12 protein-coding genes are annotated in these 12,471 nt (G+C 33.3%); 7 read left to right on the top strand and 5 right to left on the bottom strand.

Going from position 1 to position 12,471, the window contains the following annotated elements:
- Window positions 1-98: 98 nt before the first annotated feature.
- Window positions 99-731 carry a TetR/AcrR family transcriptional regulator gene (locus tag FYJ58_RS02465; RefSeq protein WP_328597778.1) on the bottom strand — a complete coding sequence of 211 codons (633 nt, stop codon included), beginning with the start codon at window positions 729-731 and terminating at the stop codon, window positions 99-101.
- A 284-nt stretch (window positions 732-1,015) separates the two neighbouring features.
- On the opposite strand from FYJ58_RS02465, the gene FYJ58_RS02460 reads away from it, so the two are divergent.
- Together FYJ58_RS02460 and FYJ58_RS02455 are read left to right on the top strand one after the other, a co-directional pair.
- Window positions 1,016-3,121, top strand: coding sequence for an efflux RND transporter permease subunit (locus FYJ58_RS02460; protein WP_154516748.1), 2,106 nt, complete (start codon window positions 1,016-1,018; stop codon window positions 3,119-3,121).
- Complete coding sequence (locus tag FYJ58_RS02455; RefSeq protein WP_154516745.1) at window positions 3,114-5,165, top strand: methyl-accepting chemotaxis protein; 2,052 nt, start codon at window positions 3,114-3,116, stop codon at window positions 5,163-5,165. The genes FYJ58_RS02460 and FYJ58_RS02455 overlap by 8 nt, the downstream gene beginning before the upstream one ends.
- A gap of 82 nt (window positions 5,166-5,247) precedes the next feature.
- Here FYJ58_RS02455 and FYJ58_RS02450 read toward each other — a convergent pair whose 3' ends face one another.
- The 4 genes from FYJ58_RS02450 to FYJ58_RS15015 all read right to left on the bottom strand — a co-directional run bounded on the left by FYJ58_RS02450 (window position 5,248) and on the right by FYJ58_RS15015 (window position 6,710).
- Window positions 5,248-5,565 carry a hypothetical protein gene (locus tag FYJ58_RS02450; RefSeq protein WP_154516742.1) on the bottom strand — a complete coding sequence of 106 codons (318 nt, stop codon included), beginning with the start codon at window positions 5,563-5,565 and terminating at the stop codon, window positions 5,248-5,250.
- Window positions 5,566-5,600: 35 nt separating this feature from the next.
- Window positions 5,601-6,008 (bottom strand): hypothetical protein, encoded by a 408-nt coding sequence (locus tag FYJ58_RS02445; protein WP_154516739.1) that lies wholly within the window; start codon window positions 6,006-6,008, stop codon window positions 5,601-5,603.
- A gap of 10 nt (window positions 6,009-6,018) precedes the next feature.
- Window positions 6,019-6,483, bottom strand: a complete 465-nt coding sequence (locus FYJ58_RS02440; RefSeq protein ID WP_154516737.1) for a DUF6973 domain-containing protein — start codon at window positions 6,481-6,483, stop codon at window positions 6,019-6,021.
- Window positions 6,484-6,584: 101 nt separating this feature from the next.
- The gene (locus FYJ58_RS15015) at window positions 6,585-6,710 is read right to left on the bottom strand and encodes a hypothetical protein (protein ID WP_268892655.1); all 126 of its coding nucleotides are present in this window, start codon (window positions 6,708-6,710) and stop codon (window positions 6,585-6,587) included.
- Between the two features lie 439 nt (window positions 6,711-7,149).
- Here FYJ58_RS15015 and FYJ58_RS02435 point away from each other — a divergent pair, with 439 nt between their 5' ends.
- The 5 genes from FYJ58_RS02435 (at window position 7,150) to FYJ58_RS02415 (ending at window position 12,271) form a co-directional block, all read left to right on the top strand.
- The gene (locus FYJ58_RS02435; protein WP_154516734.1) at window positions 7,150-7,455 is read left to right on the top strand and encodes a hypothetical protein; all 306 of its coding nucleotides are present in this window, start codon (window positions 7,150-7,152) and stop codon (window positions 7,453-7,455) included.
- Window positions 7,456-7,550: 95 nt separating this feature from the next.
- Window positions 7,551-8,237 (top strand): DNA/RNA nuclease SfsA, encoded by a 687-nt coding sequence (sfsA, locus tag FYJ58_RS02430; RefSeq protein WP_154516731.1) that lies wholly within the window; start codon window positions 7,551-7,553, stop codon window positions 8,235-8,237.
- A 33-nt stretch (window positions 8,238-8,270) separates the two neighbouring features.
- A complete protein-coding gene (locus tag FYJ58_RS02425) occupies window positions 8,271-8,999 on the top strand; it encodes a DUF554 domain-containing protein (RefSeq protein WP_205839131.1) in 729 nt (242 codons plus the stop codon).
- A gap of 627 nt (window positions 9,000-9,626) precedes the next feature.
- Window positions 9,627-11,585: a threonine--tRNA ligase gene (gene thrS / locus FYJ58_RS02420; protein ID WP_154516728.1), complete on the top strand. Its 1,959-nt coding sequence runs from the start codon at window positions 9,627-9,629 to the stop codon at window positions 11,583-11,585.
- A gap of 149 nt (window positions 11,586-11,734) precedes the next feature.
- Entirely contained in the window at window positions 11,735-12,271 is a 537-nt protein-coding gene (locus tag FYJ58_RS02415) for a hypothetical protein (protein WP_154516725.1), read from the top strand.
- Window positions 12,272-12,471: the final 200 nt, after the last annotated feature.

The following is a 12,471-nucleotide window of genomic DNA, read 5'->3' as shown; positions in this document are numbered from 1 at the left end:
TTAATAAACAGTAAAAAAAGGGAATCTGCAAAAAATAGACAGGTTCCCTTAAGTTTATTCTGCTTGACATAACAGATGGTACTAATTATTAGTCATTTTTACTGTGATTGAGATGACATACCTTTTCGATGTTGTTGGAAAATGCCATGAATGGTATCATAGAGAAAAGGCTTGTATTCATCCATTGTAAGGGGTTCGTGGTATAAGATACAATTATGGCAGGTGCCTCCAACTAATTCTACGATAGTAAAAAGCATAATTTCAGGATTATCAAAATGATCGCCATTTTCTTCGATTAGATTCGTAAAACTATCATAAAAATTCAAGCCGTTTTCTTCTGCTGCAATTGGAGTATTTAAGGCAGCGCGGAAGATACCCCAGCTCAAATTTTTTGCGATAAAAGTTACTAGAGCTTTATCTTGCTGTAACTCATTGATAATATAATCAATAATATAGATTACGCTATCTTCTGTTCCTGTAATTTGAGTTGCTTTCAATTCTTTGTATCCTTTTGTAAAAAGCTCTCCGGCTTTTTTTGACACAAGTTTGTTGCGTACATCATATTTATCTGAAAAGTATAAATAGAAGGTACCTTTTGCAACACCGGCTTTTTGTACAATATCTGAGATTGTAGTCTTATTTATCCCCTTCGTCATAAACAGTTCAAAGGCGGTATTAAAAAGAGCTTCCTTTTTTAACTGCTTATTGTGTTCTAGTTTATTCATTTTCATTTGTCACCTCTTATTATATTGGTGTACGATTATAGTATATCCTCTATGTGCTATTATAAATATAAAAATGACCAAAAGTCAATATTTTTTTTTAGCAGTTTGTAAACAGTTTATATAAATTATAAAATCTTAACATTTTTTTTGAAAAAAAATATTGACTAATGGTCAGTTCTGGTGTATAACATTACTTGAGCTTAGAAAATGACCGTTAGTCATATAGAATGGTTGTTAGAGAAAGAAAAAAAGAAATGTAAATTACCCACATCGGGTAGAAGGAGGAAATTATGGTTAAATTTGGTAGATTAATAGCCAAACATAAAGTAATCATAGTTATACTGAGTTTTTTATTACTGATTCCATCTTTATTTGGATTCGTAAACACAAGAGTAAATTATGATTTGCTTAGTTATCTTCCGGATACATTAGAAACAGTATCGGGTCAGGATATTTTAGTAGATGAATTTGGAATGGGTGCCTTTTCCATGGTTATTGTAGAAGATATGGAACTGAAAGATGTTCAGGCACTGAAAGAACAGATGGAAGAAGTAGAACATGTAAAAGATGTTTTATGGTATGACAGTTTTGCTGATATTAGTATTCCAATGCAGATGCTTCCAGCGAAAATTAAAGATGCATTTAACAATGGCGATTCTACAATGATGGTAGCATTATTTGATGATACAACATCTGCAGATGATACTATGAAAGCAATTACTGAATTAAGAAAGATGGTAAATAAACAATGCTTTATCAGTGGTATGTCTGGTATTGTAACAGATATTAAAAACCTTTCGATGCAGGAAATGCCAATTTATGTTGTAATTGCCGGTTTATTATCTCTGTTAGTTTTATGTATTGCAATGGACTCTTTTGCAGTACCATTTATCTTCCTATGGTGTATCGGATTATCCATTATTTATAACTTAGGTTCGAATATATTTTTAGGAGAAATTTCATACATCACACAAGCATTGACAGCTGTATTGCAACTTGGTGTTACAATGGATTATTCTATTTTCTTATTAAACAGCTATGAAGAAAATAAGGAACGGTTTGAAAATGATAAAGTAAGAGCGATGGCTCATGCAATATCAAATACATTTAAGTCAGTAGCAGGAAGTTCGGTTACTACAGTAGCAGGGTTTGCAGCACTTTGCTTTATGACATTTGCATTAGGAAAAGATATTGGTATTGTAATGTCAAAAGGTGTTGTAATTGGTGTTATTGCCACTGTAACTATTTTACCGGCTTACATCCTTGTATTTGACAAAATAATTGAAAAGACATCACATAAAGCATTTGTACCGGATTTAAGTAAAGTTTCCGATTTTATTACAAAGCATTATATTATTGCATTAGTTTTATTTGCAATTATATTATTCCCGGCAGTTTATGGTAATAATAATGTAGAAGTATATTATAATATTGATAAATCTTTACCTCAGACATTGCCAAGTGCGGTAGCAAATAAGAAACTGGAAAAAGATTTTAATATGAATAACGTGCATATGGTTCTTTTAAAGAATGGATTGACTTCAAAAGAAAAAAATGCGATGTTAAGCGAAATCGAAGAAGTAAAAGGTGTGAAATGGGCATTAGGAATGAGTTCTGTAATTGGACCTGGAATTCCTGATTCTATGATACCAAGTGACTTAAGCGAAATGCTAAAGAGTGATAACTATGAAGTTGAGTTTGTCTGCTCGGATTATAAAACAGCAACGGATGAAGTAAATGAGCAGATTGCTTCTATTAATAAAATTGTAAAAAAATATAGCAAGGATAGTATGGTAATCGGTGAAGCACCACTTACGAAAGACTTGGCAGATGTAACAGATGTGGATTTGAAGAATGTTAACATAGCTTCTATAGCAGCAATTTTTGTCATTATTTTAATTGTATTTAAGTCGATTTCATTACCTGTTATTTTAGTAAGTGTTATTGAATTTGCAATTTGCGTTAATATGGCAATTCCATATTATTCAGGAATCACACTTCCATTCGTGGCAAGTATTGTAATTGGTACAATTCAGTTAGGTGCAACAGTAGATTATGCTATTTTGATGACAAGTAAATATCAAAAGGAAAGAGGAAAAGGAGCTTCGAAAAAAGAAGCAATTATGCTTGCACATGAGAGTTCCATGCGTTCCATTTTGATTAGTGGAGCAAGTTTCTTCGCAGCAACTTTTGGTGTAGGTTTATATTCTAAAATTGATATGATTAGTTCACTCTGTACGTTGTTGTCTAGAGGTGCTATAATTAGTACAGTAGTAGTACTTTGTGTACTACCTGCAATGTTTATGATATTTGACCCAATCATTTGTAAAACAAGTATTGGATTTGGACCTAAGAAAGAAAAAAATATAGTTAACGGAGGAATCGCACATGAATAAGAATAGAGTAGCAAAAAAAGCAGCAGTAGTTGGATTAAGTATGGCATTGGTTGCAGGACAGACATTACCAGAGGTAGCTATGCTTGCGACAGCTAAGGAAGCAAAAAAAGATTCTAAGAAAACTACAAATGAAGATACAAAAATATCGAAACAGGAAAGTGTATATGTAAATTTAGATGCTACAGGAAAAGCTTCTGATATTACAGTTACAGACTGGATTAAAAATGTTGGTGTTATGAGTTCTTTAAAAGATGTTTCTGAATTGGAAGATATTTCTAATATTAAAGGAGATGAAACATTCAAACAGAATGGCGACAGTTTAGTATGGGATGCTGATAACAAAGATATTTACTATCAAGGTAAAATTAATAAAGAGCTTCCTGTAACAATGGAGATTACTTATAAATTAGATGGAAAAGAAATTGAACCGGATGAACTTCTTGGAAAAAGCGGAAAGCTTGAGATGACATTTAATTATACAAATAATGTGCAAAAAACAGTTAAAGTAGACGGAAAGAAAGAAAAGGTAAATGTGCCATTTGCGATGATTACAGGTGCGATTTTACCAGTTGAGAATTTTGCTAATGTAGATATTGATAATGGTAAGATTATGTCAGATGCAGACCGTACAATGGTAGTAGGCCTTGCTCTTCCTGGTTTAGAAGAGAGCCTTGATTTATCTGATAAGATGAAAGACGATATTGATATTCCATCTTCTTTTACAATTACAGCAGATGTAACAGATTTTGAAATGGGACCAACATTTACAATTGCAACATCAGAATTGTTCAACGATTTTGACTCAAATGATATCGACGCTGTTAATAAATTAAAAGACTCTATGGATGATTTAAAAGATGCATCCAAGAAATTAGTTGATGGGACAGAAGATTTAGCAGATGGAGTAGGCACATTAAAATCGAAAACAGGTGAATTTTCTGATGGTATTGATACTTTAAATAATGGTATCGGTCAGTTAAATACAGGTGCAGGTACATTGGAAAATGGAGTAAAGGATTATACAAATGGTGCGAATACATTGTCTGGTGGAATTTCTAAACTGGCTGGAGCTGTAAAACAACTTCCATCTAAATTTTCTACATTAGCAGGCGGTATCACCAGTGCAAAATCCGGTGCTGATAAATTAGTAAGTAATACAGGTAAATTAAAGGACGGTATGGGTTCTGTAAATTCAGGTATTGATACTGTTCATGGAGCATTAAGCCAGATACAGGCTGGAATGGGAAATATATCTAGTGCATTAACTCAATCTGCAACAGCAATGCAGAAATCAATTGAAGCAGATACAGTACTTTTAAAAACATTAGAATCAACATTGGAGCAATTACCAGAAGAACAGAAGGCTGTTGTACAGGAACAGATGAAGGCATTGCAGACTAACATCGCAACACAGACAGAAATTTTAAAACAGTTATCTGGTTCTGAAACAAGTAAACAGCTAAAATTAGCTAATTTTGCAATTGATCAGTTAGTAAAAACAACTGGAAAAGGTGGAGAATTAAAAGAAGGTGCAACTGCTGTAGAAAATGGTATTGGGCAAGTACAGGAAGGTCAGAAATCCTTACAAAGCGGACTTGGTCAGATTAAATCAGGGGTAGATTCCTTGACAGGAAGTAACAGTAAAATGAATGAACTTACTTCAGCAGTAGAACAGTTAGATGCAGGCGGTAAAAAACTAAGCAAGAATAGCAGTACACTTGTAAATGGTGCCGGTGCAATTACATCTGCAACTTCAAAACTGGCAGCAGGTGGTAACAAACTAAGCGATGGAAAAAATAAATTAATCGATGGTATCGATAAATTAGCAGATGGTTCCAATGAATTAAAAGACGGAATGGCTGAATTTGATCGCGATGGTATTTCTAAGTTATATAACATTGTAAATGATGACTTAGATAAGATGTTAAACCGTCTTGATGCAATCAGTGCAGCAGGAAATAAATATAAATCCTTTGCCGGTATTGATAAAGATATGACAGGAACTGTTAAATTCATTATGGAAACAGAAGAAATTAAAAAATAAGAATTAAAAAAATAATAAAAAAAGAGATGTTTGGTTGTTCCAGACATCTCTTTTGGCTTTAAATAAAAAATAACGAAATTTATTAATTATCAGAATCCATAGAGGAATTTTCTTCTGTGCTTGAATTTTCGTCCGATTGATCTTCTTCTTCATTGCAGATTTCTTCAGAATCATCATTTGCCTCTTCGTCCTGAAAAGAAAGTGTGACATAACCCCGTTCTTCTTTAGAAGAATCAGAGTCATTTTCTTCATCTAAATCAAAATCATCGAAATCATCCTCAAAATCGTCAAACTCATCATTCGAATCTTTATTTATAATATTTTTCACTAAGTAATATGCCCCACCTGCAAATGCTGCTACAGAAAGAGAAGCAAAAATAAATTTCCCTAATTTTTTCATGATAAACTCCTTTCTATATATATCCTATCTCAATATTATATATGAAAACAGGAGGAAAGGAAAGAAGTTTTTACCTTCAATGTTAATTTCTTGTTTTTGTCAATTGTATTTATATTTACTGTCAGGCGATGAAATGTCCCACGTTCGAGATAGCCCAGAATGGTATAATTTCTACCATATGCAATCATCTCAATCTGACCTTCATCAAAATCAGCAGGAAGTGTTAACTGTTTTGTACAACTGCTATTAGCAGGTATTGTAGGAATGGAATATTCTGATGAGCTTCCAGTGTAATTGACAGTCAATCCCGTTAGACTTTGACTTGTATTATTTTTAATATGGATTGTAACGGTATCCAATTTTGTGTAAAAATAAAATACAGCGATTAAACACAGTAATATGATTGAAATTAATAAATATCTTTTTTTGAATTGCAATTTCATAATGAAACACCTATTTTCTACCTGTTGAATCAGTTGCGACTAATTTATTGTTTTGAATTTGATATAATTTTCCATTTGCAATCATAGATAATAATTTTTGAGCAATACGTCCCTCAATTGCTTGGTTACCATTTGTAGTAGAACCAACGGTACGTCCGATTTCATTATTTAATAAATCCATTTTTTTGTCAATACCAATACTTGTTGATTCGTGAGCGTCTCCCCATTGTTTTGCAAAAGAATTTTCATATGTATGTGCTACAAGAGCTTGCCAAAAAGAATGTCTGAAGGCATCGCTATTGTCCTGATATCCATTTGTTTTGAAATACATGGAAGTATAATTCATTGAAGTTTTTGCACTGCTCAATGCATACAATCCTTTTGTTGGGTGCTTAGCAAATAATGATTTTTCTTCAGCATTTAATAGACCTTTATCTGTTGGTAAATAAGATGAATATGGGTGGGGGTTGCTCATATTTTTCTTGAATAGAATTCATTATAAATAGATCGGTAGTATTTTCATCTATATTTTGAGAGAGCATATGATTTACAGTTTCTTGTAATTCAGAAATAAAATCATAATTTAAGCAAGATAGAATTTCTAGGTTGTGTAAATGCAAGAATATGCAAAGGGGATGTTAATGATAAACTACTTACTAGTAAACCTGTTGTTAATATAAATTTTCCTTTTTTTAATTTCATTATAAAACCTCCTATTATATTAGCTTTGTTTGATTAATGAGATACAATAAAATAATTCCTTTGGAATTTATTTATAGTATATAGAAAAACCTGTCAAATGTAAAGTGCGTTTTGAAAAAAATAGGGAAAATTGGGGGAAATAGGAGAAAACCCGGAAGCGTATCTGCCTACCGGGTGTTTATGAAAAAAATTATATTAGCATTAGTTACTTGCTTTAAAGATAGTATATAATAAAGTTATGACTAAAGTTTGTGTAGACTCTTAACAAAATGTGAACAAATATAAAATTTTCTGTTCACAATATTTTTTTAATAAAATAAAACTTTCTGTTCTTAACTTTTTATGATATAATAGTAATATAAATTAAGAGGATGAATTGCGTATAAAGAGTGATTAAATTGGCTTATGAGGGAAAGCTTAGAAGGCATAAGGTGATCTCATGATACAAAAATATTCAATTGATGAAATTACAAAATTATTAAAAAAAGCGGAAAGGTATGAATTATTAGAACAACAAGGGCGACTAGTAGAGTTACCTTGTTCATTTGAGACATTAGTATTTCGTGTTGTGCCGGATTGTTCGAAGTGCAACAAGGGAAATACACCTGAAGAATGTGGAAATAAGATTTTTTCAAAATGTAAAAAGAAAGTAATGCCATGCTTATTTACACCTGACTTGATTTTAGAATTTGGAAAGACAGTCTTTGCGACAGAGTCAGAGGCGGTAGTAGCATCGGTTTCATAACAGTGAGGAAAAAGAGGGTGCAGTTTTTAATTGTATCTTCTTTTTTTGCTTTTGTATGAGAAAGAACACGGATAAAAAAACTGGAAGGATTTGACATGAAACTATATCAAAATATAAAAGATGGTATTTTTATGGAACGTACGAATCGTTTCATAGCCAAAGTTTTAATTGATGGAGTGGAAGAAAACTGTCATGTGAAGAATACAGGGAGATGTAAGGAATTATTGATTCCGGAAAAAACTTTAGTGCGGCTAGAAGATCATGGGGTAAATACAACTCGAAAGACAAGATATTCTCTTGTTATGGCAAAAAAAGATGGGAGATGGATTAATATGGATTCGCAGGCTCCGAACAAAGTTGTTTATGAATGGATACAAGGGGGTAAATTTGTAAAAAATTTAGAGTTTATAAGGACAGAGAAGACATATGGAAATTCCAGGTTTGATTTATACGTTGAAGGCGATGGAAAAAAGATATTTGTTGAAGTAAAGGGAGTGACACTAGAGGAAAATGGTCTTGCCCTGTTTCCGGATGCTCCTACTTTGCGGGGAATAAAACATGTTGAAGAACTTATAAAATGTAAAAAAGAAGGGTTTGAAGCATATCTTATATTTGTGATTCAAATGAAGGGAGTTGACTCTTTTTCGGCAAATTATAAGACACAGCCGGAGTTTGGAAAGGCATTAGAAAGGGCGAATAAACAGGGAGTTCATATCTTTGCATATGATTGTGTTGTTACAGAAGACGGAATGAAATTGGACAAGTTAATTCATATAAAGTAAACTGAGAAAATACAAAGGATAGGATAATGAAATATGTGTGGATTGGGAACTGTGGTAAATGTGTTAGCGATTGTTGTGGGAAGTATATTAGGACTTAGTTTACGGGGAAAGCTAAGCCAGAGATTTCAGGATATATTAATGCAGGTTTTAGGAATTGCAACTATGTTTATTGGAGTTTCGGGTGCATTAAAAGGAATGTTAGTAATTGAGAATGGAAAATTAGATACCTCAAATGTGATGCTCATGATTGTATCATTGGTCTTAGGGGCTTTAATCGGAGAAGGATTTAGATTGGAACAGAGGATGGAACAGCTTGGAGAATGGTTTAAGAGGCTTGCCAAGATTCGGGACGACAGTTGTTTTGTCGAAGGTTTTGTTAACGCTTCTCTTGTAGTCTGTATTGGGGCAATGGCAGTTGTTGGAGCAATTGAGGATGGAATTGCCGGTAATTCTGCCATTTTATTTGCGAAGGCTATGTTGGATTTTGTAATTGTTATGGTTTTTGCATCTACACTGGGAATTGGAGTTTTATTTTCGGCAATTCCATTAGGACTTTATCAGGGGTCAATTAGCATTTTTGCCAGGATAATTAAACCATTATTAACAGAAGAAATGATTACTAGCCTATCCTTTGTTGGAGCGATATTAATTTTTGCAGTTGGAGTTAATTTATCTTTTGGAAAGAAATTTCGAGTTGGAAATATGCTTCCGGCATTGTTTGTGCCAGTTCTTTATGAATTTATTATTCAATTGTTCCGATGAAATATGTGTTTTGAATCACTCCTTGCATTACAATTAAAAAATATTTAATCGATTAATTGACTGTTGACTTTTTAAAATGAAGTGCTATAATGTTGAATAGCAATAAGATAACACGTTGACGAGACGAGTAAGTTGAGGAACAATCCAGAGAGAAGCACATTTGCTGGGAGTGCTTTATTGGGAATCAATCTGAAGACTACCTCTGAGTGACCCCAATCCGGTCCGGTGATTCCGTTATCATCTCAATAAGTGGTTTTGGTAAGACGTATGCATTGAAACTTACTCTAAAGTATTTTATGTATGGAAACTTTTTATTAAGTTTTTTAGAAATCGGATGAGTAAAGATTCGCAGGCGCACAGAACAAGAAGGGTGGAACCGCGAGAATATTCGTCCCTTGCATTACAGTTGTAATGCAAGGGGCTTTTTTTACTTTATAGGAAAGTTCGTTTCCTATAAAGCAAAAATGCTCCGCTAGGATGTGCACAGATGCGAAAGGAGGATTGTTGCAAAAAGCATGCAACACGCATCTGGCACGCAAAGTGGAGCAAGTCCCTCATGAGTGAGGGATACAGGGAGTTGAGGTGGACTTGTCCACTTTGTTTCTTTAAGAAAAGGAGAGAATGAAAATGAAGATTATGTTAAAAGACGGCTCTTGTAAAGAATACGACAAGGCTATGTCAGTATTTGAGATTGCAAAAGATATTAGTGAAGGTTTGGCACGTATGGCTACTGCCGGTGAAATTGATGGTGAAGTTGTAGATTTAAGATATGTAGTTGATAAAGATTGTGAATTAAATATATTAACATTCAATGATGAAGCTGGTAAAGCAGCTTTCCGTCATACAACTTCCCATGTATTAGCAGAAGCTGTAAAAAGGTTGTACCCAAAAGCAAAATTAGCAATTGGACCTTCTATTGATACAGGTTTCTATTATGATTTTGATTGTCCTTCTTTTGATCGGGAAGCATTAGATAAAATAGAAGCAGAGATGAAAAAAATTATTAAAGAAGGTGCTTCCATTGAACGTTTTACACTTCCTCGTGCAGAAGCAATTCAGTTTATGAAGGATAGGGAGGAACCTTATAAAGTAGAACTAATTGAAGATCTTCCGGAAGGGGAAGAGATTTCGTTCTATCGTCAGGGTGAATTTGTAGACTTGTGTGCAGGTCCTCATTTAATGAGCACAAAAGGTATCAAAGCTTTTAAATTAATTTCTTCTTCAGGTGCTTATTGGAGAGGCAGTGAAAAGAATAAAATGCTTACTCGTGTTTATGGTACTGCATTTACAAAGAAAGCAGATTTAGATGAGTATCTTGAACATTTAGAAGAAATTAAGAAAAGAGATCATAATAAATTAGGTCGTGAAATGGAATTATTTACAACAGTTGATGTAATTGGTCAGGGACTTCCTCTATTGATGCCTAAGGGTACAAAAATGATTCAGACAATGCAAAGATGGATTGAAGACGAAGAAGAACGTCGTGGCTATGTGAGAACAAAAACTCCTCTTATGGCTAAAAGTGATTTATATAAAATTTCCGGTCATTGGGATCATTATAAAGATGGTATGTTTGTGCTTGGCGATGAAGAAAACGACAAAGAAGTATTTGCACTTCGTCCTATGACATGTCCATTCCAATATTATGTATATAAAGCAACTCAACATTCTTATAGAGATTTACCACTTCGTTATGGTGAAACTTCAACATTGTTTAGAAATGAAGATTCAGGAGAAATGCATGGTTTAACTCGTGTTCGTCAGTTTACAATTTCCGAAGGACATTTAATTATGCGTCCGGATCAGGTAAATGATGAATTTAAAGGGTGTGTAGAGTTAGCCCGCTATTGTTTGCAAACATTAGGTCTTGAAGAAGATGTAACATATCGTTTATCAAAATGGGATCCAAACAATAAGGAAAAATATATTGGTGATGCCAAGTATTGGGAAACAACACAGGGAAAAATGAGAGAATTACTGACAGAACTTAATCTTCCATTTGTGGAAGCAGAAGGAGAAGCAGCATTCTATGGACCTAAGCTTGATATTCAGGCAAAAAATGTATATGGAAAAGAAGATACAATGATTACAATTCAGTTGGATTTTGCACTTGCTGAGCAGTTTGATATGTATTATATTGACGAAAATGGTGATAAGAAGCGTCCATTTATTATTCATAGAACATCTATGGGATGTTATGAAAGAACATTAGCCTGGTTAATCGAAAAATATGCAGGAAAATTCCCAACATGGTTATGTCCGGAGCAGGTTCGTGTACTTCCTATTTCTGAAAAGTATGCAGATTATGCTCATAAAATTGAAGCAGAATTGAAGGTGAATGATATCCTTTGTACAGTGGATAACCGCTCTGAGAAGATTGGTTATAAGATTCGAGAGGCAAGGCTTGCAAAAGTTCCTTATATGTTAGTTGTGGGACAAAAAGAGGAAGAAGAGGGACTTGTATCGGTTCGAAGCAGATTTGCAGGCGATGAAGGACAAAAAACGCTGGATGAATTTATAAATGCAATTTGCAAGGAAATCCGTACAAAAGAAATTCGTAAAATTGAAGTAGAAGAAAATAAATAAGAAGTAGGCTTCATAAAGAATTTATGACTAAGAAGCTTGTATGCAGTAATAAAGATTGCTGTGCACAAGCTTCTTATTTTTGCGTAAAATATAAATTAAATGAATTATTATGCAAAGTGTGCCAAAATACGACCAACTATGCCAAATGATTGACGGAAAAGAACTGGAATGATATTTCGGTTGAAGTAACTTATTTGTCTGATGAAATTGATATTGAAAGACAAGAAAACTTAAGTGAAACAAGAGTAACAATCAAGGATAAAAAAACGGGAGAAATCCTTCGAACAGTTGGTGAAATTACGAATTTACTGCGCACTAATTATAATAAAACAATATACGAAGAGTATGATTGTGGTAGGGGAATTAAACCACGCTTATATGGAGACATTTTGATGTATTTTAGTGGTTCTTTTCATGAAATAGTGAAAGCGACAAATATTTATTGGAAAGAGGCTAGTAGCGGTGGATGGAAACTGAAAGAAAAGCAAAGTGGTTGGACTAAGATGGCACCAAATAGATTTGAAGTATATGGAAATGCAATCGTCACAGTTGAGAGTACTTCGGAGGTTTCTATGGGAGCAAGCTTTTCTATGTTTGAAGGGTTAGGTTTTGATATGTCAGGAAGTAGTTCGTCAACTTGGCATGCACGTAAAATAATTAATGGAGGCTTTGTATATAAAATATAAAGAGAAATTTTATGAAAAATAAAAAATTAGTCATTTCTTTTTTTAAAAATAAATATTACTGTAAAATGTGAGTCAGAATGTAACAGAGAATTAGCTTTGAATAATATGGTATGTATGATTAGGGACAAGAATGGAAAAAAGTAGAACGGGAAAATTTTTCATTGTGGAACAGTTTTATCCTGAAAAAATTTGTTTTAATA

Origin of the sequence: Velocimicrobium porci (assembly GCF_009696045.1) — a bacterium.
Taxonomy (GTDB): domain Bacteria; phylum Bacillota; class Clostridia; order Lachnospirales; family Lachnospiraceae; genus Velocimicrobium; species Velocimicrobium porci.
The sequence above is the reverse complement of the archived record's forward strand: the minus strand, read 5'-3'. Positions and strand labels throughout refer to the sequence as shown.